18 protein-coding genes and 1 tRNA gene are annotated in these 26043 nt (G+C 33.3%); 5 read left to right on the top strand and 14 right to left on the bottom strand.

Annotated elements, in window-relative coordinates; all coding sequences use genetic code 11:
• Window positions 1-106: 106 nt before the first annotated feature.
• The 5 genes from ABJH90_RS15510 (at window position 107) to ABJH90_RS15490 (ending at window position 4581) form a co-directional block, all read left to right on the top strand.
• On the top strand, window positions 107-883 hold the full coding sequence (locus ABJH90_RS15510; protein ID WP_348140958.1) for a DUF6090 family protein: 777 nt from the start codon (window positions 107-109) through the stop codon (window positions 881-883).
• A gap of 220 nt (window positions 884-1103) precedes the next feature.
• Window positions 1104-1177: transfer RNA gene (locus ABJH90_RS15505), tRNA-Ile, on the top strand.
• A 382-nt stretch (window positions 1178-1559) separates the two neighbouring features.
• Window positions 1560-2945, top strand: coding sequence for a phospholipase D-like domain-containing protein (locus tag ABJH90_RS15500; protein ID WP_348140956.1), 1386 nt, complete (start codon window positions 1560-1562; stop codon window positions 2943-2945).
• A gap of 23 nt (window positions 2946-2968) precedes the next feature.
• The gene (locus ABJH90_RS15495) at window positions 2969-4093 is read left to right on the top strand and encodes a hypothetical protein (RefSeq protein WP_348338116.1); all 1125 of its coding nucleotides are present in this window, start codon (window positions 2969-2971) and stop codon (window positions 4091-4093) included.
• 101 nt (window positions 4094-4194) lie between these two features.
• On the top strand, window positions 4195-4581 hold the full coding sequence (locus ABJH90_RS15490; RefSeq protein WP_348140952.1) for a hypothetical protein: 387 nt from the start codon (window positions 4195-4197) through the stop codon (window positions 4579-4581).
• A 157-nt stretch (window positions 4582-4738) separates the two neighbouring features.
• Here ABJH90_RS15490 and ABJH90_RS15485 read toward each other — a convergent pair whose 3' ends face one another.
• The 14 genes from ABJH90_RS15485 to ABJH90_RS15420 all read right to left on the bottom strand — a co-directional run bounded on the left by ABJH90_RS15485 (window position 4739) and on the right by ABJH90_RS15420 (window position 25623).
• On the bottom strand, window positions 4739-4924 hold the full coding sequence (locus ABJH90_RS15485) for a hypothetical protein (RefSeq protein WP_348141002.1): 186 nt from the start codon (window positions 4922-4924) through the stop codon (window positions 4739-4741).
• A 103-nt stretch (window positions 4925-5027) separates the two neighbouring features.
• Window positions 5028-5189, bottom strand: a complete 162-nt coding sequence (locus tag ABJH90_RS15480; protein ID WP_348140950.1) for a hypothetical protein — start codon at window positions 5187-5189, stop codon at window positions 5028-5030.
• A 95-nt stretch (window positions 5190-5284) separates the two neighbouring features.
• Window positions 5285-8572 carry a type I restriction endonuclease subunit R gene (locus ABJH90_RS15475; protein WP_348140948.1) on the bottom strand — a complete coding sequence of 1096 codons (3288 nt, stop codon included), beginning with the start codon at window positions 8570-8572 and terminating at the stop codon, window positions 5285-5287.
• A 1-nt stretch (window position 8573) separates the two neighbouring features.
• Complete coding sequence (locus ABJH90_RS15470) at window positions 8574-12572, bottom strand: AAA family ATPase (protein WP_348140946.1); 3999 nt, start codon at window positions 12570-12572, stop codon at window positions 8574-8576.
• 2 nt (window positions 12573-12574) lie between these two features.
• On the bottom strand, window positions 12575-13867 hold the full coding sequence (locus ABJH90_RS15465) for a restriction endonuclease subunit S (protein WP_348140944.1): 1293 nt from the start codon (window positions 13865-13867) through the stop codon (window positions 12575-12577).
• 4 nt (window positions 13868-13871) lie between these two features.
• Entirely contained in the window at window positions 13872-15992 is a 2121-nt protein-coding gene (locus ABJH90_RS15460) for a class I SAM-dependent DNA methyltransferase (RefSeq protein WP_348140942.1), read from the bottom strand.
• The gene (locus ABJH90_RS15455; protein WP_348140940.1) at window positions 15989-16975 is read right to left on the bottom strand and encodes a hypothetical protein; all 987 of its coding nucleotides are present in this window, start codon (window positions 16973-16975) and stop codon (window positions 15989-15991) included. Before ABJH90_RS15455 ends, ABJH90_RS15460 begins: the two co-directional genes overlap by 4 nt.
• A gap of 1 nt (window position 16976) precedes the next feature.
• Window positions 16977-18272, bottom strand: a complete 1296-nt coding sequence (locus ABJH90_RS15450) for a patatin-like phospholipase family protein (RefSeq protein ID WP_348140938.1) — start codon at window positions 18270-18272, stop codon at window positions 16977-16979.
• Window positions 18273-18284: 12 nt separating this feature from the next.
• The gene (locus tag ABJH90_RS15445; RefSeq protein WP_348140936.1) at window positions 18285-19247 is read right to left on the bottom strand and encodes a hypothetical protein; all 963 of its coding nucleotides are present in this window, start codon (window positions 19245-19247) and stop codon (window positions 18285-18287) included.
• Window positions 19248-20318: 1071 nt separating this feature from the next.
• A complete protein-coding gene (locus ABJH90_RS15440) occupies window positions 20319-22562 on the bottom strand; it encodes a VapE domain-containing protein (protein WP_348140935.1) in 2244 nt (747 codons plus the stop codon).
• Window positions 22563-22567: 5 nt separating this feature from the next.
• Window positions 22568-22852, bottom strand: coding sequence for a helix-turn-helix domain-containing protein (locus ABJH90_RS15435; RefSeq protein WP_348140933.1), 285 nt, complete (start codon window positions 22850-22852; stop codon window positions 22568-22570).
• Between the two features lie 68 nt (window positions 22853-22920).
• Window positions 22921-23802, bottom strand: a complete 882-nt coding sequence (locus ABJH90_RS15430; RefSeq protein WP_348140931.1) for a hypothetical protein — start codon at window positions 23800-23802, stop codon at window positions 22921-22923.
• 60 nt (window positions 23803-23862) lie between these two features.
• A complete protein-coding gene (locus ABJH90_RS15425; RefSeq protein ID WP_348140929.1) occupies window positions 23863-25125 on the bottom strand; it encodes a phage integrase SAM-like domain-containing protein in 1263 nt (420 codons plus the stop codon).
• Window positions 25126-25392: 267 nt separating this feature from the next.
• Window positions 25393-25623, bottom strand: a complete 231-nt coding sequence (locus ABJH90_RS15420) for a hypothetical protein (protein ID WP_348140927.1) — start codon at window positions 25621-25623, stop codon at window positions 25393-25395.
• Window positions 25624-26043: the final 420 nt, after the last annotated feature.

The raw sequence follows: 26043 nt of genomic DNA, 5'->3' as shown, positions 1-26043 counted from the left end.
TGGTATACAATGTGGCGGTCCATTTCCTATTTGTTTTACACTGATTTATAGTCTCTTAGATTAATTCAGTAAATTAGGGGATAGAACAACCAACCACTTCCTTTCCATGATTAACTTCTTCCGTAAGATCCGCAAACAACTTGCTGATGATAACAAGCCTTTAAAATACATGAGGTATGCCATTGGAGAGATACTTTTGGTAGTGATTGGGATATTGATAGCGTTGAGTATTAACAATTGGAACTACAAACGATTGGAACGAAAGGAGGAAATCGAGATTTTAAATAGTGTCAAGAATGATATAGAAAATACAATCGCGGAATTTGATCATTTAAATCAAATAAGAGAAAAGATGCTTTCTTCCACTAAAAGCATTTTTAAATTAACCAACTCTATGGATTTTAAAAATAAAGAGTTAGATAGTCTGATAGGGGTAACCTTTTACCGGCCTACTTTCAATAACATACTAGGCACAATTGATCAATTATTTTCTTCAGGTAAGATCAGCCTTATCCAGAATGATTCTATCAGGAATTTCCTGATCTCCTGGCCGGGATCAATTAATGACATGATTGAAGAAGAAACGTATGCCATGACATTGTTTCAAAATAATTATTACCCTGTAGTGGCTAAATACATTCTCATCCAGGATGTCATTGACCAGAACTTTTCTACATCATTCTTCGGCACAGGAATAAGGGAAGAAGAATATTCAGATATTCCACTGAAAAGTGACCGTGAGGGCTTACTAAAAGACAGGGAGTTTTTGAACCATTTACGAATGAGAGCCTCACATTTACAAATTACAAATACTGAAACCAAGGAACTCACCCTTCATGCCAGAAAACTTATTGGAATGATAGATAATGAAATCAAACTCTAGTCATATGGTGGCTGATTGACTTTATTATGCCTACAATCGCCCCTTTTTCTTTTAAATACTAATTGATCTTTTCGTTGCTTCTTCATTGTATCATTCTTTGTGAAGTAAACCAGCCCTCCAAAGGCAGCAGGGAGGGTGTACAGTCACTTTTCTTCCTCGAAAGAAGTTGCAGTAAAGGAAAATAAGTAGTAATATTGCAGTCCAAAATTTGGTATTAACCGGTCCTATAGCTCAGTTGGTTAGAGCACCTGACTCATAATCAGGGGGTCCCTGGTTCGAGCCCAGGTGGGACCACTTAAAGAATCCGTAACACATTGTTAAAAAGATGTTTACGGATTTTTCGTTTAAAAAATGTACGATATTTGTATGGCCGGACCTTGTTAACGCTCAAATTTTTATAGTTTAATTCTAGAATAGCTAAAAGTTTTTGTCTAAAATTTTGAGAATCTAAGCCCCCCTCATAAATATCCCGGTACTTACCTCTGAGCTAAATGGCATCCATTGGCTATCTTTAGAGTATATTTTAAACTCATAGAGAGTCCTATCTGGCAATTAGTATAGATTAATATAAATTATTCATAATATTCATATTTAAAATCCTTAGTCTTTTTTATCATTGATAATGATGAATTTGAAGACACGTGAGCTTAAATTTTATTTTACCTTAATTTAATTAATGCAAGTAGAAGCCCATTTTGAAAATATAAAAGAAATCATCACTCATGAACTCCGAAGGGCTAATGAATCAATATTTGTTGCTGTAGCGTGGTTTACAGATCAAGAGTTACTTAATTGCCTTATAGAAAAAGCATTGAATGTAAAAGTAAATCTGCTCTATCTTGATGATGACATCAATAAAGGAAAATTGAATTTTGGTCAGTTAAATTCTATGGATAATGCTAGTGTATTTGCTTATCCCTATGAAGAGGGTGATCAGTTAATGCATCATAAGTTTTGTGTAATTGATAGGCATACAGTTATTACAGGTTCATATAATTGGAGTTTTAGGGCGCAATCAAACAAAGAAAATATAACCGTTACAAAAGACAATGAAAGTTTGGCGATTCAATTCATTAGTCAATTTGGTAAAATAACTAAAGAATATTGTGGCGCAAGTGCAGCAGCAAGCGATAAAGTCATTTTGGATATTAGCAAATTGCTAAAACGTCTTGGTGTAATCAAAAACTTTATAATGTTAGAGGATTTTGAAGATGTAACTATTCAATTAAATAAACTTCGACCCTTTGGCACTAATGGGGACATAGCCAATATACTTCTTAATTTGGACAATAAAGAATACTCTTCTGCTATTCAATCAATAGACAGATTTGCCAACCAATATCAACAAATTATTTTGTTTGATGATCCAGAAATCTTTGCATTACGACTTGAAATTAAGGCTTTAGAGATGGAACTTTCGGCATTAAGTATTGAAAAATCAGAAGTTGAAAAACTTATCCTTGATTTCGGAGTATTGCATAATAAAATATTGGGGGATTTAGTAAAAAAAATATTGAAAATCAGAAAAGATCTCACCGCTGCCAAAAAAAATGAAAGTGAACAAAAAAATAAAGAATTTGAAGAAGCCAAGCGCGATTACGAAGAGTATCATAAACAGTTTGAAGAAACCAAGAATAAAATATTATTTGATTTAACACATGATCAGGAGAATCAGTTGAAAAAAAAATTCAGGAAGGCATCATTGATGTGTCACCCTGATAGAGTTGCCGAAGAGTTAAAAGAACATGCCCAGAGTATTTTTATTGAATTACAAGAAGCATATGCTCAAAATGATCTTGACAGGGTAAACGAAATCTTAAATATGTTAGAAAACAAGAAACCCTTTATATCCAGATCAGAAAAATACGCTGAAAAGAATAAATTAAAAGCCGAAGCACAACGGTTGCGGCTAATTATGAAAGAACTGGAAAAAGAAATTAGGGCTATAAAAGCTACCCCAACTTATGTCACTATACAAGAGATTGAAAATTGGGATATTTATTTTGAAAAGACAAAAGAAGCCCTGGAAAAACAGCTTAGGCAATTAGAAACCAGTTCTTAATGTTAAGATAATAACTATTGTAGATGTCCAAACAGCTTCAAAAAATATCGTCGTCACTTCAACTTGTAAATAATCAAATAGCCATTACATCGAAGCTGATAGCAATAAGTAGAGAGCAGGAAGTAATTAGATTTTTGATTAACAACTTAGATTTCACCAGCAGGATGTTGGCTTATTGTCATTCACTATCAGCCTATTCTATTGAAAAGCACTCTGACAAATTGGATTGGAAATGGTTAAGCATGAACAAAACCCTTCCTTGGTCTACTGAATTAATTGATAAATATAGAGACAAATGGGCTTGGAACACTTTAAGCATGAGCAAAACCCTTCCTTGGTCTATTGAATTTATTGATAAATATATAGACAAATGGAATTGGTATGCTTTAAGCATGAACAATATCGTTCCTTGGTCTTTAGAATTACTTAAAAAATATGAAGACTATTTGTCATTTGGGCATCTAAGCCATAACAAAGGGCTTCCTTGGTCTACTGAATTAATTGATAAATATGAAAACAAATGGGAATGGGTCAGTTTAAGCGAGAACATAACCCTTCCTTGGTCTATTGAATTGATAGATAAATATGCAGACAAATGGAATTGGCATGCTTTAAGCCAAAACGAAAGGCTTCCTTGGTCTACTGAATTTATTGATAAATATGAAAACAAATGGGAATGGAGATGGTTAAGCGGGAGCATTACCCTTCCTTGGTCCATTGAATTAATTGATAAATATGCAGACAAATGGGCTTGGTATAATTTAGGCCATAACAAAGGGCTTCCTTGGTCTACTGAATTGATTGATAAATATGTGGACAAATGGAATTTTGAATCTTTAAGCAGGAACATAACCCTTCCTTGGTCTATTGAATTGATAGATAAATATGCAGACAAATGGGATTGGTATGTTCTAAGTTCCAACGAAGCGCTTCCTTGGTCTAATCAATTAATTGATAAAAATACAGACAAATGGAATTGGTATGCTTTAAGCAATAAAAAAACGCTTCCTTGGTCCATTGAATTAATTGATAAATATGCAGACAAATGGGATTGGCATCTTTTAAGCACTAACATTGGAATATATACTCAAATTTTAAAACCCTTCCTTAATGACGGGGTTATTGATGAAGTAATGAATAAAATATAGCCCCAAGGAATAGTGATTTTTTCGTGTAATTCCCCCTAAAATTACATTACACTATATACAATACAATTTGAAATAATTTGGTAATAACTAAAACAATGTAAATGACACTTCAGCAACTTGAAACCATAGTTATTCAATCATTCTGTAAGCTGGACAGCAACATCCTTGAAGAAATGGATGAAGAAGCATATTATTCCCATCAATATAAAAGAGAGTTAATCCAAAGGATGGATAGGTTGTTTAAAGAAATTAAGAATAAAGGTGTCACTAATCTAAATGTACAAGACTCAGAATGCAAATTTTGCTACCCTACAGGAAAGGCTTACAGTTTTCATCATCCGGAAACAAGAGAATTTATAATCAGATATGTGATAGCCTATGATGGCGAAACAGATGAAGGAGAAAAAATTTATACAGTTGAAGAGTGCAGAAATAATCCTATACCAGATGATTTTTTTGAAAGTTGGGAAAGAAGAGCTGGTAAATGAGCAATATTCTTAAGTTTTTTCAAACTTTAGTTCATTCCATTTAAGAACCTCATCACACTCTAAGACTAAGTCATGTACGTTGTTAATTTTTGTATTCAGTATTCCTATCCTTTTAGTTGATGATTCTCCCTCAAATACGTAACCATTAACAAATTCACTATTTTTTATCTACCAGATAATCCATCATTGCCTGCCAATCTGGGAAAAGTTCTTCGCCAAAATGAATCCATTCTCCTCGGAAGTTTTCAGTGCCATTGTTAGGACAGTCATCAATGAGGAAATCGCCCCAATTCAGGTGTTTGTTATGCGACAGGATAAGCCGTTTGTAAGCAGGGTCGCCCAGGTATTCCTTAACCCATTTGAGTTTATCGCTCCAGGCGCTTTGGTTTACTCAAGGGGCAGTAGAGAGGATATAGGCCGAACCATTCGCTGAGATGGGCATAGCTTTATATGGCCTGCTGAATAGGTGGCATTAGATTAAAAATACCGGGTACCTCATCATAATTACCATGGTATTTTTTAAGGGTTTTATCATCGAGTTGAGCAATTCCAGCTGGGAAATCTACCAGCACATTGTCCATGTCTACATACAGGATCTTTTTATTCATATTAGAAAAGTGTTTTATAGATAATTAATATTTTGAGAGTTATTTAAATTACCTACAAATAATTTGAATTTTTTCTTGAATCAACGTTCCGTAAATTAAGCAGCAAACCCGAGCCCGCGTTCTGCTAATTCATAAAAATGTTGAAAAATTATTTCAGTTTTTTCTGCAAAAATTTCTCGATTATAGGATTGAGGTAAGTCTTCGTTTAATATTTTTTTAATTTCTTGCCTGACCATTTCTTGGGTGGCTTTTTCTTTGTGCCATTCTTGAATTAAAATTTTATTCTCTGCGTCGAACAAAATCCTTAACAAATCAGTTGCTGCGAGCTTCACGTTTTTCTCCTCTTCCTTGGTTAACTTCTCTTTCTTAAGTAAATCAAATAGTTCTTGTTGGGCTTCTGTCATTCCATACTTAGCTGCTCTCTCCTGCTCTTCCGATAGATCTTCTGCCTGCTTCACTAATTCTTCATAAGCCTCTTCAATTGACAAACTTCCAGAATTATAGTCTTCTATAATACGTTCAAAACGTTCTAAAAAAGTCCCTCTAGTTTTGTTTTGAGCTAACATTTGCTTCAGTTTGACTTCCATCAATTCCCTTAAATCGGCAAACTGAATATTTTTATGTTTCTTCTCTGGAAACTCGGCTCTTAATTTATTAAAATCTAATTTACTTAAATCAATCTGCTTAGAATTATCAATTATATACTCATAGGTTTGATCCTTTAAGTCTCCTTTACCAACAACACTAGTGTCTAACAATTCGTCTAGTTGTTTTTTGGCTCTTTCAATAGCTTCATCCTGATCTACATGTCTGTCTACAACTTTTCTTAAGTATTCAAAAACATCTCGATCCCTTTTAATTTTAGGATAACCATATATTTCAGGTTTGGCCGAATCATATAGACTTACGATAGTATTAACGTATAATCCTAATTGTTTTTTATACTCATCTTTTGCAAGAATTATATTGGCATATTCTTCAAATAACTCAATTTCTTTAAACCCTCTCTCACCAAGATTCAGAATAGCATCTAAATCAACTCCTAATTCTTTACAATAGCTTTTTGCTTCGGCTATAGATTGCTCCAGAAGTTCTAAAAGTTCTTCAAACTCCTTAACAGGAAACTCCTCATCACCCTCAGCCTTATCCTTTCCTTTAGAACCTTCAGCATAATCTGCTAATGCTCTTTTTAGATTTCTAAAAACCCCAAAATAATCGACTACCAATCCATTTTTCTTCCCCTCAATCACTCGATTGGCTCTGGCAATAGCCTGCATCAACGTATGGTTTTGAAGTGGCTTATCTAAATACAATGTAGACACACTTGGTGCGTCGAAACCAGTTAACCACATTGCTGTAACAAACACGATTCTATAGGTATTGTTTGGGTCTTTAAAATAGTCCTCAATATTGCGACCATCTTCATCTGGATAATCCATCAATTTTCTGTGTGGCGTAATATTTAACCCTCCTTTTTCAAAATTTTCCTTTTCTTCCTTATCAGAGCCTTCCTGACTTATAACCGCAGACATCCGCGTTTCTTCCATAAAGGCAATTGCCTCCTTATAGCGAGTTTTTATTTCTAGGTCTTTCTCTCTGGCAATTTTCTTTCTTAAATCTTTTATTTCTTCTTTTTGAGCATGCTGGACCAGTTCAAACATTCTAACTGCCGTGAACTTATCAATGCAGACCACCATAGCCTTCATCGGCTTACGCTCATTGTCATCGTTTTTAACATTTAAGCGATATGGATAATGCTGTACAATATGCTTAGCTATTTCTTGTAGACGATCCTCGCGTCTTACAACCTGAAGAAGTGTTGAGTATTCTTTATCTAGTTTTTGCTTTTGTTCTTCTGTCAGATTCTCATTCTCTAAAATCGCTGCAGCATCGCCAACCAATTCTTCATTGACTTGTTCAACTCTAGGAACACTTTTTTTATAGTACAAAGGTACTGTAGCACCATCCTCTATACTTTGAGCAAAATTATACTCAGACACATAGGACCCAAACCAATCTTTTGTTAATTCACTTCGTAAAAGTGGAGTGCCTGTAAATGCGATATATTGTGCATTTGGTAGAGCAATACGCATATTTTCACCAAAACCCTTGTATTGCGTCCTATGGGCCTCATCTACAATTACAATCCAATTATCACGATCTGTTAATTGTGGATAGGTTTTTCCTTTTTCAATACCGAATTTATGTATAAGAGCAAATACAAACGAGCGGTTTGACTGTAAATAATCTCTTAGACTGTTACGGCTACTTGGCCTATAGTAATTTGCTTTCTGGTCTTTGGTTTCAATAATAACCTGTGTCTCTTGAAAATTACGATAAATCTGATCGTCTAAATCTGTCCTATCAGTCACTATTAGGAAAGACCAATTGCCATCTATTTTTCTATTTATTTTTTCTGAGAAGAAAATCATCGAATATGATTTTCCAGATCCTTGCGTGTGCCAAAAGACACCTAACTTCCCTTTTTTACCTTCTTTATATTTTAGTGATTCAATGGCATTATTAACACCTAAATATTGATGGTTCTTTGCTATAATTTTTACTTTGTTCTTGTGATATAGTACAAAGTTTTCAAAATAATCAAGCAATTTTTCTTTGTGGCACAACCCTTCACCAAATAGTTTCAAACTTAATCGCTTATTCGTTAAGGCACTTTCTGCTTCTACTTCTAATCTCGATTTCTGATCATTTGAAATTGCTGTATCCTCTAATTTTACCCACGAAAAGAAATGTTCCCAAGGTGCATTAAATGCACCAACTCTTGTTTGAATACCATTTGAAATACATACAAAACAATTATACCAGAACAATTGCGGGATATCTCTTTTGTAACGCCTTAAGTTCGTATCATAACCAGATTTAACTTTCTCTGTTGCATTTTTAAGCTCAATCATCACCAAAGGCAAACCATTGACATATAAAATTAAATCCGGTCTTCTGGTAATATTTTCGGTTTGTAAATATTCAATACTCAACTGAGACACCACCAAAAAATCATTATTGGCTTCATTTTCAAAATCAATTACATTGATGTAATCATTTTCTTCTCGTCCTAGAGAATTTAAGTAAGCTACTGGCACACCATTTCTTATAAGGTTATAAATCTCCTTATTGGCCATGGTTGGTGTTAAGGTTGCTCGACTTTTACATAATTCATCTACGGCTTCCCTGATACAACTTTGCGGTAGATCTTTATTTAACTCTACCAATTTAGATTGTAAGCGATCTTTTAGTACGACACCTTTTAACGTTTCCCTTCCAATTAATTTTTTCTCCCAAGCACTAATATGCTGGTAGCCTAAAATCATATCAAAAAATTGAATATCAGCTTCTTCTATATGTGATTCGTTTAAAAATGCCATATTATCTTAAATAATAATGATGTTTAGAATACTGATTGTACTTATCTTCAGTGCCCACCTCATCTTTTATTATTAATTCTATTAACTCTTCTATTTTAATAGGACTAATGCCGTTTCTTTCATCCGTGGTAATGATATAATCCCAAATTCCAGCTTCCTGATATCTTTTTGTTTTTAGTTCTTTCCAAGTCCAAGCATATTTTCTTTGATTTAATAGCCCTAAATGCTCCCAATACCAAACCTTATTGTTAGTATAAATCGTAAAATCAGTCTTAATATTAACTTCATTTCCATTTTTTATCGGTTTTTCTTCATAAGCAAAATTGAAGTTATCAATACCCAGTTCATCGCGTTTTTTCATTAAAACATGATAGATCAACAACTCTATACGTGATTCCACATAAATTCCTGGTTCTGGTTCTAAATCGTAAAACTTATAAGGTTTGTCTAATAACAAACTTGTCTTACGAGAGGCTGAAAAAGACCGTTCTAATGCTCTATCAAACACGCTCTTCTTTTCATTTTCTTCACTTTGAATAAAAAGTGTGATAGACTTTTTAGTTCTTGTAAGAGCTGTATAGATTAACTCTTTAGATAATAAACCATAGCGTGCTGGTAATACTAAAAACAAATGATTAAAACCGCTCCCTTGCGATTTATGTATAGTAATTGCATAAGCCAATTCAAAAAATTCTTGTTCAAATCCTCGAATGTCATAAAATGCCTTATCTACTAAACCTTCATGTGCATCATAGAAAAACTTCTCTTGTTTTTCCTTTTTTATAAAACCAAGCGTACCGTTAGAGAGCACTAATTTTTTTTTCTCATAATAATTTTTGGTTCGTAATAACTTGTCTGATTCTTTATAGACATTTTTTCTTAGCTCAAAATCCAAGTTCTTTTTAAAATCTGATTGTATATAATCATTAATCTTGCTTGCTCCTGAATATTGTGAATGATATGGTGAAAGAATTTGAAAATTCTCTATATCAATTCGATTATCTAAAATATCACCATCTTTAGACAGCCCCAAAACTTGATTCAACTTTCCATTTAAGTCTCCATCAAAATCTTTTGTAAGCAGCTTAAACTCTTGTTTAATTTGCTCGTATAATTCTTCTTTATTTGACCAATATTGTGCTCTAAATCCGTTAGATATTTCAGTTTTCCTATTTTGAAATTTAAGCTTTAAATCCTTATCAATATCGTCTTTGACATTAACCTTAAAAGCTTCAGCTAATCTAAGAACATCATTTTCTACAAGTTCAGAACGACAGTTGGTTTCTAATTGTATAAAGTTATTGTGGTACTTATTATTTGTGCTTAAATAGCTTATTAAATCAGCTAAAACTCTACCGTAACCAATAGCCGGCAACTGATTTGGATCTCCAATTAATATGAAACGTTTAAAATATGGTTCGTTAAAGTTGAATATCCTTAATAGTTTTTCAAATTTCAATAAATCTACCATTGAAGATTCATCTACAATGACATTTTTAAACTCCCTTATTGCCTGAGGTTTTATTTTTCTATTATGAACATCATTAATAAACTTATCGATAGTAAATGCTTCTATATTATTAAAATCCTTATCTGAACTTAAGCGCAAAGCTGCTTTACCTGTTGGTGCTAACAAGAGGTACTTTTGATTTTCTTGCTCTTCTAAATATTTGATGATTTTTAGAACTTCATAAGATTTACCACTTCCTGCACTACCAGCAACAACGAATAACTTATTCTCAAAGATATTCTTGAATAAATCATGTCGTTCTTCAGCAAATACCTCTGCATTAAAATCATCTCCTATTTTTCTTTTTAGCTTTACTTTTGAGTCCTCAATGTATTCCTCTAGATTTGGAAACCGTTCTGAATTCGTTGAAGCATTTAATAACTCAGATACACTCTTTTCAATATATTTTTCTGCATCGTATACTTCTGATAAGTAATAATACATGGTATCATTAGCTTCAACTAAAACCAGCTTTTTAGGTTCCTCCTGAAAGTGATTGGCATAATCTGGAAACAGAGGATAAAAGAAATTCTCTGGCACTACAAAGTCTTCACCTATCTCGTAATACAACGGATAGTTTGTAATGACCTTTTGAAGGTTCTCTGCTGTCGTGAAGCAATCACCCGTGTTTTGTAGCGTTTTTAAATATCTTAATATCAATGCACGTATTCTACGTTTATCCACAAACTTCATGTTGCGTTGTAAGTTTGTTCTGGGCACAACACGTGTGTCTGGGAAATACGCTATATCTATTTTAAATAAATCAATTGGTGCATCTAACTCTTCGCCATAAACATCGTCGTGAGACTCTGACCAGTAGTCATAATCTTCATAGAGCAAATATGGATTTTCTATGATTTCGGTAACTTTATGTGATCGTTTTACATCATCAAATTCTCTGAACCAAGTATCAGGTAATTTCAATTTACCTTTTAATACGCGTTCAAATTGAAAAGGCTTTAAATTAAGCATACTCAATGCTAAAAATTGCTTTAATGTAAAATTGCGTTGCTCTAATCGGTCCTTTAATTCATTAATTTGCCTACTATGCTTTTTTGAAATACTATGAGTAGAAGGGTTTTTTAGAATAGACAACAATTTATCCTCACTTGTATCCTCTTCTAATTTATAATCTTCATAAAATTCCTCCAACGGAAATTTAGGTTCGTTGGTTTGATTTAACAATACGCGACTAATAGCAGTAAACCCAGGAAAATATGAGCGAGCTGCCCAAGCTAGTTGCAAAAGTTCTTCAACTTTATCAATACACTCTTGCATGTCTTCACGTGATACAACACCATCATCTCTACAGGTCATTAATGCTTTTCGCATTTTGGTAAGGACATAAATGGTTTCATCATCCCCAATATCCATGGCTACATATTTAAAACACCATTCTAATTCTGGCTCTGATATTGCGACTTTAATATTGTCTAAAAATCCATCTTTTGCCTCGTCATCCAGTTTTTCGGCTTCATCGAGATATTCATGATAGGGCATGCGAACCGTTGAATACTTCTCAAAACTAAATTGCATCGCCCAATTCATACTTGGGAAATTCTTATACTTATAATTGCTCTGTGGTCTGCTCTTAATTTTTTCTATTTCTTCTTCAGGACCAAAGTGGGGAATATCAGATACTTTTTGTTTTCTATCTACAATCCCTGCTCCTACAACTAGATATTGCTGTTCTTCTTCAGTTATCGGGTTACTGAACTTGGCATACATAAAAGCAATACTCTTACCTTCGTAAACTTTAGCATTGAATCTGGGAATACGTGTTTCCTCTAGGTTTTTAGGATAGGCTCCACTTTCTGACTGTTCCTTTTTGGTTCTGGTAAACGATACGGCAAAAGGCCAGCTATACATGGACCTTGCCGGTAGATTTTCTTCAATTTTAACAAGTTTAGGTGCTGCAGGGTTATCATGTTTCGCTTTTATAGGATCATTGCCAAATAGGTTAATGGACCAGAAACATGGTGGTAAGTAATCAATGTCTTTTAATGCCTTGCCTTTATTCAGAATTTCTTGTTCTAAACTTTCATCTTTACGTCTTCTTATACGTTCTGACAATAGCGAATGAAAACCGTTACAATAGGTATTATTTTCCGGGTCTTTACAAATAGCGCCATTCCACTTATTATCGTGCCATGCTACACGAAGTGTAATATGCTTTAAGGGTATTTTGTAATTATTGGAATGTAGCAATTCTGAAGCTTTATCATCCTTTTTATCATCAGACTTTAACTCTTCAATTCTTTCTACAACCCATAATATTATAGACAGTTGTTTAGCGCTTAGTATTTTTCCTCTACCTACTTTTCTTTTTGCCGTAGACAGTAGACTTCTATGACTAGGTTTAAAACTAGATTTATGTTCTTTTGAATATACAAAATCTAAAAACGAAGACCAATCTTCAAATGAATAATCATTGAAGTAGTCCTCCATTATTGCGATATCTGTTGGGTCGTTTATATCGTAGTTGGCCATAGTTATTGATTAGTATTTTGCTTGTGCTCTGTTGCCATATTAAGATTGTCTATTTCTTCTACAGATAACTTACCGCTAATTAAGGGTGGCAATAATAAATCTCTTGTGTCTTGAAGAACTTGATTCTTATCAGATAGTAAGTGTATTTCCTTAACCATTGGAAAAACCTTTTCTTCAAATGATTCTAATAAGTCTTCTGGTGGTTTATTTATTGAATAATTTTGAACTTCATTCCAAGAAATAGTAGGCATTTTAGTCCCATTACTAAAATTAATAGACCACTTTATAAAATGAGTATTAAAAAAAGTAAAAAGTGCATAACTCCTGTAAATCTCTTTTTTTACTCTAAAAACTAAAACAGAGACATTTGTAATTCCCTTTTTGTTAGCTGAGCTTACTTTATGAAAATAGGACCTAATTGATCCAAATAAGATGTCATTTTCTTCAAATATAATTCTGGACGATTCTAATTCATCTGAAGCTCCAAATTCTGGAATTGAGAGACTTTTTCTTGGCATTCTTGATAGGTCAAATATCCCTAGATTAGAATGTTCCTTTTCATTATATTTTTCCTTAATGTTATCGACAATCTCTTTTATTGATTTCTTATCCCAACCTTCAGGTACAGCGTCTTTCGTGCCATGAGGTACTTTACTGCCATCTTTATCGAAGAATGTTGTTTTTATATAGCCTGGAAAACGAAACCGCACAAACCACTCTTTGTAGATTTCCTCGGCCATGCCTTCTAATAACTTGATGCGTTGGTTGTTGTTTTCTATTAAATCATCGTAGGTTGATAGGATTGATGCTATTTTATTTTGGGTTGAAAGGTCGGGTAGATCAATTGACATTTTGCGTTGATCCCTAAGATTTACATATAAAGCCATATCTGTCTGTCCAGAAACCATAGCAACCTGGTTTAAAAACAAGTAACTATTCATCCAGTAATATAGATATGTAGAATCAAGAATATTTTGATCAAGAGATCTCCAAAAACATATCTGAGGTGAATAAACAAATTTTTGAGTATTCGATTTCACAAAACCGAAACGACCTATCGTACCTTTTGAGGTAAAAGCGACATCACCAACACGACTCTTTTTTACTCCAACCTTTTTTACATCATCATACGGGATACAATCTGCGTCTTCAAATTGAAACCCATTATTCAAATTTCCAGCCCTGGCAAAAGGAAATCCTTCTAAATCTAATTCAGAATTTTTAGCTCTATATCCATCTCCTATATAAAGTTGGTTATTATCTATTAATAGTGATACAGGAATTCTTTCAGACATCATGTTAATTCAATAATTTCTCTAATGCAATAAAAATCTGATTTTCAGTCTCATTTGATTCTTTAATTAAAGTTTTTAACAATGAAGTCTGCTCGTAAATACTATTTCTAAATTCTGTTTCTGTGATATCCTCAGAGCTCATATCAACACCAACATAACGCCCAGAATTTAAGGAATAATCCTGTTCCTCAACATACTCAGTTTTATCAGCCATTTTACACAAACCAGTCACATCTTCATATTTAGCATCTGGGAAACGGCTTTGTAACCAATTGACATTACTAAACCAATATTTCATTTTTTCTGCGGCTTCAAGGTATACTTGTAAGGCTTCTTCTAAATGTTTGTCACCTTTAGATAAGTTGTTGTTAGTCCAAACTTTGTCACTTTTTAGTTTTAAACTTTTGTCCGCTATTTTATTGAGATTGAGGATGGTATTACAATCTTGTTTTAAAGCATCAGTCTTGCGTTTCGTTAGCTCTACCCGTTGCTCTAACTGCTTGCCAGTTTTTAATTGGCTTTCATTATCTAAAGCTACTTCTGTAGTGAGCCCATTAGCCCTAACATCATCTAAACCTTCTGTATTCGCTTGGGTACGTTTAAAGCCTTTCAACGCATTAAAGAAATCTGCCTCTGCAAGAGCTTTCTTTTTTCCGGGTGAGCGCTTTTCGTCTATAGTTTCCTTAACGTAGGTCTTTAAGCTTTGCACCAAAGCATCTAATTGCTGCTCTAGCGTCTCTTGGTTAGGTGCAATATTGGCGCATGCTTCCTGTGCTTCCTTAATGTAAGAGGCTATTAATTCTAAATAGCATTCGGTTTCACCACGATATAAGCGAACAATAGTTGCTAAATTTTGTTGCTGCTCTGCAGTCCATTCTCTATGTGCGCGGTCAATTTGGCGATATACATTTCGTGCATCTAAAAACAAGATTTTATCTTTACGGTCTGTATGCACTTTTTGCTTATCAAAAAACCAAAGTGTCGCAGGTAAGGTTACGGTTAAGAACATATTGGTAGGCATGCTTACCATACAATCTACAATACCAGTGTTTACAATTTTTTTGCGGATGTCATATTCAGCATGACGGGCATCAGACGCAGAGTTAGCCATTACAAATCCTGCACGTCCGTTTTCATTTAAAGAATTAGCAAAGAGGGAAATCCATAAATAGTTAGCATCCGAGATTTTATCGCTCTTACCTTTGGTTTTGGGTAAACCGTATTTGTAAAAACGCTCATCATTTTTAACGGTACTTTCCTTTACAGATTTTACATTAAATGGCGGATTAGCCATGACAAAGTCGAACTTTCCATAACTTTTATAAGGGTCGCTTTCATAAGAGTTCACCTCACTAATTTCACCACGTAGATTGTGTACGAGCAAGTTCATTTTTGCCAAACGAACGGTTTCGCCCATAAATTCTTGTCCATAAACATAGATATCATTGAGGTCATGTCCTTCATGCGCGATAAAGTCAGCCGATTGTACAAACATACCACCAGAACCACATGCTGGATCGTAGATTTTACCCTTGTAAGGCTCAATCACCTCAACAATAAATCGTACCACGGAAGTTGGTGTAAAGAACTCACCACCTTTTTGGCCTTCGCTCATGGCAAATTTCCCTAGGAAATACTCGTAGATTTTTCCAAATATATCACTACTGGCATCCTTTGGTATATCGGAAAAGGTCTTGAGCAGTTGCGGTAAGATATCGTCCTTTTTCTTTTCAATATCAAAATAAGCTTCTGTAGGCAACACATCTTGAAACTTGGCGTCTTGATACTTCTCGATACCCTTCATGGCATCTCGTAAAGCCTCTGCTCTTTTGTCACCTGCTAATTGTAATAAGTAATCATACCTAGCATTATCTGGAAGATAGAATCCACATTTTGATAAGGCTACTTGCTGAATGGTACGCTCCATTCTCGTGCCTCTCTCTTTTTGATAGGTTTCTAATATTTCCGGTTCGTGTTGGCTGTATTTATTTTCGGCAAACTTTAGGAAGATCAGACCTAAAACAGGTACGGCATAATCTGCGGCTTTTAGTCCGCCATAAGCCCGTAAGGCATTGGCTGAATCCCAAAGGTTGGCTTCTAGTTGTTTAAGTTGTTGGTGGGTCATAAGTCTCCTCTTTCTAATGCTCTTCTAATGGCTTCAATTAAATCCTCTTCAGATTTTTTCTTTTCTTTTTCATGTTGCTTAGCTCTTTTGCTTTTATAATTAATTTTTGAACCTCGTTGAACAGTATTGCTTGATTGTAAGTCTTGAACGCTAAAATTACTTTTATCATCTCCAGTGGTTTCGATAATAACATCTCCATTCTTTGATGTTTTTAAAGGAATATTTAATGCCAATAAAGTGTTTCTGACACTTTGAATAGGATGATCGAATTGATTGTCATAATTTGATGAACAAACACATAAGGTGGGATTTATTATCTCAAAAAATTCTTTTGTATTAACCTCGTTATTTGATCCATGATGAGCCAATAATAATACATCAACTTCATTTTTGATGGACCTTAACTTCAAAAGATAATCTTTATTAGCCTTGGAATCAATGTCTCCCAAACTTAAAACCGAAAAGCAACCTGTTCTAAAAAGTTTAACAGAGGAATTGTCATTTGGTTGGATATTATTCTTTGGATTATTATAAAGGATATTAGAATAATTCCATTTTTTGGCCGAGTCTAATGCTGAAATCAAATTAGCCAAAAAGGGGAAAACTCTTACCTTTGGTTCGGTCTGTGAATTTTTTTTGTAATAATCCTTAATCAAATTGAAGCAATCAACTTGATTTTGTTTTGCTGAATCAGGATTATAACCTGGGCATTCAACACGCTTTGGTTTAAGTTGATTAAGAATTATCTCTAGTGATTTTCTTTCACAATGATCTCTGTCCCAGCTAGTAATGTGCAAACAATCAATATAACCTTTTTTACCTAAATTGCATTTTTTAAATTCTTCCTTTAACGATGGAATGCAGTCTTTAGTAATAAAAGCTTCAATCAAAGTAAATCCAGTGCCGTCGTAATATGAGAATAAAGAGCCTGGTTGACCTAGTTGATATGCTCGAAAACGTGTGTATTTAGGTTTTAATTCCATTTTACTTGAATAGTGTTGGACAATATAGTTTTATTTGAATTTCCGTGAGTACTTCCGCATGTTTTGTCAAAGTGTTAATTTGTACATCAGTTAATGCTTTTAAATTAGTAGAAACTCCTCGAGCAATGGTTAGTTCTTGTTCTGTATTAGATTCACTAATTATCAAGTCGTAATCTATACTCTGTTTTAATAAGGATTCTATTTTCGACCAATCTCTAGCTTCAATATGTTCCTCTTTTATTCCGTGACTTCTAACAACCGCCTTTGATAAATTACCTTTACGAATATTTTCAATAAATGCAGGTATTGACTTCTCAATATTCCAACCTAAAGATTGGTATGCAACTTCTTCTAAATTATTGGGATTAAATATTAAATGTATCATTTGAAAATTTTTAATTCTGTTCATAAAAATATCACTCACCCTAATTAATAATGGTAATACATTTTTATAGGTATTCTTAAAAGGCAAACTGTTTCCTGCGTCACTGACTATGATAATATCACAAGCATATTCACTATTCTTTTGTGCCAATTTATGTACACCTTGATTATCATATACTCCTCCATCTACTAATCTAGGCTTGACTCTTTCATAATCTTTTTTATTAGTGAAAAAGCTTTGAGAAATTTTCACAGGTGTAAAAATAAAGGGGACACAAGTCGAAGCGGCTACTGCTCTAGAAATTGGAAAATTGTCGTGGTCGAAATAAATAGGTTTGCCTCCGTCTTTTGGATATCTATATGATGAGTCATTCATTTTTTGTTTAGAAAATGTGAAGAGTGTACCTGTCTCCGCATTTGTAGAGTTAATTGCTAATTTAACCTTGTCTTTTATACTCGACAGTGTCTTACCATGAAAAAAGAACTTATCATACGCCTGTTGAATTATCTTGCTAAAAGGAAACAAATCAAATTGAAAATATAAAATAACAATTATAATTGCTATCAGCATAATCAGAACTATCCAAGAAACACCAGTAAAGAGCAAACCAACCATGCTCAAAAGGAGTAAGAAAATTATTAATGCCGGAATTAGAAAAAAACGTGACATCAGAATTTGTTTAATCACACTCTTTTTAACTCCTCTAAGCAAAAAAATTTCAAACTTGTCAAAATCTTGTCCATACAAACCATAAAGTGCTCCTGTAATAGATCCACCAGAATTTGTCGATATAACATCAATATGCTGCAAAAGGTCTAGTTCCTTTAGCTTTCTTAGTGTTCCCAAATGATAAACCGTGGCCCTATATCCTCCTCCTGATAAACTCAGGCCTATTTTTTTATCTTTTTTCATTTAAAGGTCTAATCATAAAAACTCATTCACTACATCTACATTATCTGCATATTGCCTTATCTCTGTTTCTTGTTCGTCAAAATCTATAACTATATGGCCTAAAGATGTTTTTACGGCTTTCTTAACTAGTGAATTTTCTCCCGTGCTATAGTCAGAACTGTAATATCTACTATCAACTTCTGTGCGATTTTCATTTGAGGTAGCCACTCTAACTTTTTCAGAAATAATATTTAACCTTGTTCTATTCCCCTTCATTGTTTGGAATAAATACTCGGAAAAAGATGTTTGTAGTCCATGATGTGGAGCCACCAAATAGTCAACACCTTCCAATTCCAAAAGACTCTTAAATTCAGGTTCGTTATCTATTAAGTACTTCATTCCTTCTTTTAAAATATCCCCTGGAAGTAATACAGTCTTATTACCAACTTTTATGAAAAGTACTAGACTTAAATTATTTGAATAACCAGTTCTTAAATTTTCATAAGATTCACAAACACCTGGATTAATATAAAACAAAGAAATTTCATCAACTATTGAAACCAAGGGATTTTCTGGTGACATTACAGGGTTATATTGAATTTTTGTAGTTCTTCTAGCCATATCTTCCAAAACAAAATTTCTGCATTCACTTTCGACACCAAGTAAATTTCGGTTAATCTTAAACACATTTTGCTGTTGGCCATTATCGTTTGGGCAAGTCATAAAAAAACCATAAAAATCTTTACGAAAGTTTACGTAATCTGCGATATGGTCTCGATCTAAGTGGCTTAAAAATAATTGATTTATTACAAATTTCTGTCTATTTAAATCGTCAAAACCATATGCAAATGGTTTTCTATTAGTTAACGGATATAAAAAGTCTTTCGTTGGTGAAAATCCAACTCCAGTACCAAGGTCAATTACTATTTTTTTATCATTAAATTCTGCATAGCAGGACAATGCCCCTCCAACATTAAAAATTACTAGTTTCTTCATTTTTATTATTATTGTGAGATTTAGGCCATATACCTTGAGCTATTCAGTGAATTGATCATATTATTTTAACGGTATAATTAAAAATAATCTAAATTGGATAGTAAATTTAGAACATTAAGAAGAAAATATTTAAATAAGCAGTAGGAATATTATTCTAATATAAACCGAAGTTATTAGGGTTCTCAAAATGAGATATTATAATTAAAATAGACAAGAAAAAAATCACCTTTTTTCAATTTACATTTCAAAAAAATTATTTACAGGGGTATAAAGTCATTTAATTCTTGTTAGTTTTTTGAGGGGGCGGGGGGTCTTTATAAGGTTTTTGAATTATGTTATTCTTAGGAATAACTATTTTTTCCTGATTATTTAGCAAATTACGTATTAGCACAAGGCCATAACAGCTAATAATCAACAAGTTACGTTGCTATTTTACATAATGAATATTATAGCTCAAACCTATCGATATACAATCAATTTATTTATCTTAAGTTGTTATCTAAAATGACTTAGGAGCTACACAGACCCGGTCTGCCGGACTATCTGTTTGGAGTCATATAATATTGTTCTACACAAGAATAATATCTTAAAAAGTTTACAAAATATTGAATAGTTTTTTATTGGGTTTTTTTGAGATTTTAAAGCAAATTGATCATGTATAAAACTGGTTTCTATCGACCACCACAAAATAGCTATTACCTTATTATGTCGTAAGAGATTAAATAATTTATTATTTTGTATTGGAATGACAATCCGTTTATCTCCAAAACTTAGAATTTATTCTGTGACGTTTACGACAGTACTATGACATCTTAACTAAAGTTACTGTCATGATATTAAATTCAATTATATATGGGTTACTGTATGTTATGACAGTAGTGACAGTATAATTACTAATTATTATGATATTAAAAATACCTTCACCGATTAAGCTATAGCATTCTTCAGAGAAAGTTGGTAAAATGTATTGTCATAGTGTCATACCTGCTATGAATAGCTTCAAAACCCATATTTTACATAACCGGGTAATGAGAATAAGAGTGATACAACTAATTGTACTTTATCGTCATTTTAGAAATCCCTAATTATCGGTTCATTAATTTCTTTTTCTTTTACTAGATAGCATCTTTTAGAAGTTTTTCTAATTTGCTTGAAACCCAATTTTTTGAGAGAGGCACCCAATTTATTAACGTATATTTTTTCCTTACTTCCCGTTTCGATCTTGTTTTTGATGTCGGAAGCCGTTAATAGAGTTGCTTCTTGTTCATTTTCAGCAGGTTCAAAATACTTCATGATCATTTCTTCTTCATAAGAGGGTTGCTCATTTTTCCATGTAGCTTTATTGAGATAATCTATTTCCTCCTTTTTTAACATCCATCCATCTCCTAATTGCAACCATAATCTATAAAGCTCCATGAAAAGTTCATTTTTATTAATGGCTTCAAAGCGTTTAATATCTATTTTTTTCACATTGACAGGAATCAATCTACGATTGCCTGTTGGATCGTTTAAGATCTTTTCGTCATTGGAGGTACCACATAAAACAGCATATCTGCGTAATTTTTCCGAAGTCCTTCCATAAGGCTTACGGATTGTAAAAAATTCCCTGGAACTAATCTCCTTCAATTTTTTTGCTTCGCCTTTTGATTTCCCTGAAAATTCATCATCCATTATTAAAATTGAGTTTGTCATCAAAATCTCATCATCCTTTCCAGAATCTAATTTACTTTCCGCATAATACGGACTTAATTTCTCGGGTAATAAGCCTCTAAAGAATTTGCTCTTCCCAGAGCCTTGGGGACCATTTAAAACTAAAATCAAAAGTGAATATGTGCCGTGCATTGCCGAAATCATTCCCACAAGCCATCTTTCCATAAAGACTTCCAAATAATCCGAATCCCGTTCGTCCTGGCTCATTTCATTTAAAGGAATTTTCGGCTTCTCATAGTAAAAGCATTCCAATAATTCCGAGAAATTTCCATCAGCTTTTAAATGTTTGTGCTCCTCGAAAAAATCATTAAAAGGATTAAATGATTGCACAAACTTAGAATTTATGAAATCATATATTTTAGCTTTTGAAATATCATAGCCCAGAACTTTCATTGCATCGACATAAATTGTATTTATGTCTCTATCGGTAATTGCCACACCTTTAAGCTCAACTCTACTTGTCACCTCGTTATGTTTTAGATCATATTTGCGAAGGAAATTTTCAAGATCATTTGTTCTTTTGTTTGACTTTGTGATATTTTTAATATTGATCTTTTCCAGAATAGACTTTGAACGTTCTTTAGTAATCCCGTGCTCATTTTCCAAATATATTTGGGCTTCCTGAATTAATTCTGTACTCATAGCACCCCCTTTCTTTGAAATTGAATTTTTCATATAGTCAAATCCAAGATTTTCAATCTCTATTGTCTTAGGTGTCTTAATGTCGATTTGGAATTGTTGGCAATACCAAAAAAAAGTTGCAATCGTTATACCTCCTCGTACTCCATGGGAAGGGCTATAACTTCTTATTGAGTTATCATATTGCTTATCACAATCTTTGCTGTTGTATTTAGTGCTTTGCCCCGAAATGACATGAAAATAATCCCTACCACTTTCACCATATTCAGAAGCAATTGCAAAACCCAATTTTACCCAGTCAAGATACTCGTCTGCCATATTTATCCCTCTTTCATTTATTTGGGTCATAATATAATCTATGTCGTCCTTGTGAAAAGCAATTGGGTGGCTCACTTTAGGAGGTAATTTTTCCTGTGCTAAATATTTTTCCCATAGGGCACTTTCTTTATTTAGAAATAATCCAGGATCATAACTAACAAAACGCAGACGTGATTCATTTTGACAAGTAGAATCTGTAATTATTTTATAATTCTCCGCTAAGTATTTTTCAATAGCAAAGTAAGAATCACGATGTCTTAGGGGGTCTATTTTAACGTATAATACTAAGCCAAAGCCGCCAATTGAATTATGTACAGCAAAACAATATTTGTCAGCTTTAAGTTTTTTGACAATTCTCTCAAAATCCAATTGTGGATTGTCAAGTTTATCAATGTCAATTGCAATAATAGACGAATGTTTTTTCAAATTTTCATCCTTTCTGGCTTCTTTAAAAACACCTGAAATGGTTACTCCAGGAGCATTCTTTTTTGACATTTTGCCCCTTCTTATATCAAGAACTATATCTTGCCAGAACCCTTCTTTTATATTATCAAGGTATTCAAGAAGAAACAACTCTTCATTTACCGATGAAGAATGAATGTTTTTGAAAAAGTTTATTCTAATATTGTTCAAATCAAGTGCACTCATAGCCATTATTTATTTAAAGGTTTAATGCTTTCTATGAGTTCAGTTCGCTTATAATATCTTCGGTTACCAATGCCGTAGGCTGTTACTTTTCCTTTATTAGTCCATGCCCATAGGGTTGAGCTGTCTATCTTTAGAAATTTGCAAGTTTCTGCTCGCGACAAGAGTACATCGCTATCTTGTAGCTGATCGAGTAGTTTTTTAAGTTGTTCTAATTGAGCTTTTAATTTCTCATCAATTAAATTGCCTAACTGTTCGTGGGTGAGATCATGAAGTAAAATGGAATTATTCATTGTTGCATCATTAAATGTTTACAACAAAATTCCTTAATTGCCTTAAGAACCAATGGATCGTCTTTGGGCTATTCTTGAGCTATTCTTGAGCTTTTTATGGAATTATAAAAAGGAGACTTAGAATTTAACCCACTTTGTCTATAGTCAATTTTATCAATTACTATATCATAATTATTCGCTAGAAAACCTATCCAGCCTGGACCATTACATACTAAGAAACCATCTTTATTCATTGCAAGAAATAGAAAACTATAGTTGGCTTTAAAATGCTTCTTGTCTTTACTATATTCCTTGTGAATATCATTAAAAATTTGAAAGGAAATTCCATCTTTAAAAATGGTGGTATTAGGGTTATCAATTATTCGACGAGTTTTCGATAGTGTGTTATTTTCTTTTTGTATTAATGTTATTTTTTCAATATCAATTGATTCGGATATAATAAAATCCGCCTGTTCTATTTCTGATTTCATAGGACTTTCAAGAATTTTAATATATAGTTGATCATTTATTACTTTTAAAACCTCTTTATAAATTATACGACAATATTCCTGAATTTTAATAGCGCTATCATATTCACCTGTAATATAATTCTGTTCAATACTCTCTTCGATAGAAGCTATATTCTTCAAAATCTTTTTCAATTTTAGTTCTGCATGGAATATTTTATTGCTATCAGTTTTATCATTTTGATAAACTAGTATATACAATTCCATTGTATGATTCAACAAAAGTTTACACCGCAGAAGAAACCATTTAAGAAGCTTTTTTCTACCCTTTAAACTATTGTTTTCACCCAATTCAAATAATCGCTGATCATGCCAGTGGTTAATAACATTGGGATAGTAAAACTTATTTGGAAAACCTTTTGAATCGCTTTTATTGGAAATAACTTTAAATTCACTTTTAGGAGAAATTGTTTTTTGATATTGTAAGATTCTTTCTAAATCCATAATTGGGATATTAAGTTGTGATGGGATCTCGTAAAAAATAACAAAGGCTATCCATATAATTTAAAAGTAGGCTGATAGTTCTAAACCAAGATCGTTATTACTTTTGCCAATATAATTTAAAAAGCTTTTTTCTGTACTATGACCTGTCATATAGGTCAGATAAGTTCTAGGAATTTTACCATTGAAATTGGAGGCAAATGAACGCCTTCCAATATGAGAGGTTACTAATTCCCATTTTTCGTACATTTTCGACTCGTTTCGATATATTTTTGAGTTAGGAGACAACTCCTGTTTCTTAGTACCTTTTACTATATCAGTCAATCCAGCCAGCTTACATACTTTTTTTATATAGTCGTTATATTTTTGATCAGATATCTCCCTAGGGAAATTACCACCCCGTTTATTCAGTATTTCAATCACCTTTAGGTGAATAGGAATTGACATAATTTTGCCAGTTTTCTTTTGAGTAAAATCAATAAATGGTTTTATAATATTATCGTTGTTTTTTTCATATTTAATCATTTCTTTTTTAAAGTACATGAAGTCTGATACTCTTTGTCCCAAATAACAACTTATTATTAACCAATCCTTGGCATTCGCCAAATATTCCGGTAAATCTCGGGAATTCTCTATTTTTTCAAGATCATCAAATGTTAGATAGATAAATGAACTTTTTTGATATTTGATTTTAATATTGTCCAGTTGATAGCTCGTTTCAATTCCATTTGAATGTGCGTGTTTACTTACTGTCTTGATAAACCTTAAGGCCCTTGCAATTGTATTGGTAGCATAATTATGTTTTATACAATATTTTTCAAATTCTAATTTGAAAGAGGTGTCAACATCAGAAATCAGCAACTTCTTATTAGAGTTCTGTTCAAACCGTTCAATTAAATGCTTTATTACATTGCATTTTTTTATAGTACTTTTTGCGACTTCATTTTCTTTTAGCTCTATATACCGGTCGATATAATCAATCAAGCCATTCGGAAGTTTTTCTATTGCAGAAGGAGGATTATAAAAGTCACTTATGATATTTTTCAACCAGTTTTTATCTACCGCTTCAGGATCATTGACATTGAAAGCGCTTAAAACATGATTTTTCAAATCAAGGAGCTCTGCATTTACTTTTCCCTTTATGTTTATTACATCAATGTCTCTAGTTCTTTTAGAATTATGTTGATTTTTCCAATAGTTTTGTGAAACCTTTATTTTAGTTTTTGCTCCTAATACATGATCTTTATTTTCAAAGCGATAGAGCAGTCTTAAAACTAAACATCCTTTATCACGAGTTGATCTGTACAAAAAATTTACTGAAGCCAAAAGAAATGTAGTTTAAATTTGTACGGTAAATGTACGGTAAAATCAAAACTAGAACAATTTAAATCAAATTAAACAAAAACGTAAAACATTAATAAATTGTTGTAACTATTGATTTTACAATGTTTTTAGCAATAAAACAGGATGTTTGTGTAGAGTACACTTTTGCGTTATAATGGTCCAGGTGGGACCACGTCAAGCAGAAAACCCGTGCAAAAATGCACGGGTTTTTTCATTCCGGGAGGAAGCCAAGCTCGCTTGAGCTTACGATCAGGAATGAAAAAAAGCGATTTGCGAAGCAAAACGTTGTTTGCTATTTGCAGGAGTGGGCATTCTCTGGTCCAATTCCGTAGGAATTGAACCCAGGTGATTCGAGTTCATACCTTCTATTGAAACAATCTGCTTAAAAGTGACGTAGATTATCCCGTCAGGCAGGTTTGCAAAAGCGGTACTTCTCTGGTCCATCCCGCTTAGGGCGGGATGAACCCAGGTGGCTTTCAAAAAGAATTAAACAGCTAAATTTTACATCACCAACGCGCCAACCACGCCTTCGCGTAGCCGCTATGGCAGAGCAAGGTGGCTCCTCACTACAAAAGCTCCACCGGAGCTTCTGTGGGCGTTCGGCCCTATTTGCAAAAGCGGGACTTCTCTGGTCCATCCCGCTTAGGGCGGGATGAACCCAGGTAACTTTCAGGATGAAGCCCTATTTGTTACCTTGCCACTCGGTTGCTGCCTTTTCCGATCAGCGACTAGCGAAAGGCGAAAGGCGATTAGCGATGGGCAATTTCTATGATAAATATCAGTAAACATCCCGGTTTTTAACACTACCTTACTATACCCCTTTTCTACCTGCCATAACCTTCTAGTGCTATAAGCGAAATAGATGCAATTTTTTGCATTTATATACAAGTTGGCACTCAT

This window comes from Eudoraea sp., assembly GCF_039969275.1.
In the GTDB taxonomy this organism is placed as follows: Bacteria; Bacteroidota; Bacteroidia; order Flavobacteriales; family Flavobacteriaceae; genus Eudoraea.
Note: the sequence above shows the minus strand (reverse complement) of the source record. Positions and strands in the feature narration are given on the sequence as shown.

Excerpts from the sequence above, each read along its gene's own strand:
- ABJH90_RS15510 (WP_348140958.1), top strand. The coding sequence starts at position 107 with ATGATTAACTTCTTCCGTAAGATCCGCAAACAACTTGCTGATGATAAC.
- ABJH90_RS15500 (WP_348140956.1), top strand. The coding sequence starts at position 1,560 with ATGCAAGTAGAAGCCCATTTTGAAAATATAAAAGAAATCATCACTCAT.
- ABJH90_RS15495 (WP_348338116.1), top strand. The coding sequence starts at position 2,969 with ATGTCCAAACAGCTTCAAAAAATATCGTCGTCACTTCAACTTGTAAAT.
- ABJH90_RS15490 (WP_348140952.1), top strand. The coding sequence starts at position 4,195 with ATGACACTTCAGCAACTTGAAACCATAGTTATTCAATCATTCTGTAAG.
- ABJH90_RS15480 (WP_348140950.1), bottom strand. The coding sequence starts at position 5,189 with ATGAATAAAAAGATCCTGTATGTAGACATGGACAATGTGCTGGTAGAT.
- ABJH90_RS15475 (WP_348140948.1), bottom strand. The coding sequence starts at position 8,572 with ATGGCATTTTTAAACGAATCACATATAGAAGAAGCTGATATTCAATTT.
- ABJH90_RS15470 (WP_348140946.1), bottom strand. The coding sequence starts at position 12,572 with ATGGCCAACTACGATATAAACGACCCAACAGATATCGCAATAATGGAG.
- ABJH90_RS15465 (WP_348140944.1), bottom strand. The coding sequence starts at position 13,867 with ATGTCTGAAAGAATTCCTGTATCACTATTAATAGATAATAACCAACTT.
- ABJH90_RS15460 (WP_348140942.1), bottom strand. The coding sequence starts at position 15,992 with ATGACCCACCAACAACTTAAACAACTAGAAGCCAACCTTTGGGATTCA.
- ABJH90_RS15455 (WP_348140940.1), bottom strand. The coding sequence starts at position 16,975 with ATGGAATTAAAACCTAAATACACACGTTTTCGAGCATATCAACTAGGT.
- ABJH90_RS15450 (WP_348140938.1), bottom strand. The coding sequence starts at position 18,272 with ATGAAAAAAGATAAAAAAATAGGCCTGAGTTTATCAGGAGGAGGATAT.
- ABJH90_RS15445 (WP_348140936.1), bottom strand. The coding sequence starts at position 19,247 with ATGAAGAAACTAGTAATTTTTAATGTTGGAGGGGCATTGTCCTGCTAT.
- ABJH90_RS15440 (WP_348140935.1), bottom strand. The coding sequence starts at position 22,562 with ATGAGTGCACTTGATTTGAACAATATTAGAATAAACTTTTTCAAAAAC.
- ABJH90_RS15435 (WP_348140933.1), bottom strand. The coding sequence starts at position 22,852 with ATGAATAATTCCATTTTACTTCATGATCTCACCCACGAACAGTTAGGC.
- ABJH90_RS15430 (WP_348140931.1), bottom strand. The coding sequence starts at position 23,802 with ATGGATTTAGAAAGAATCTTACAATATCAAAAAACAATTTCTCCTAAA.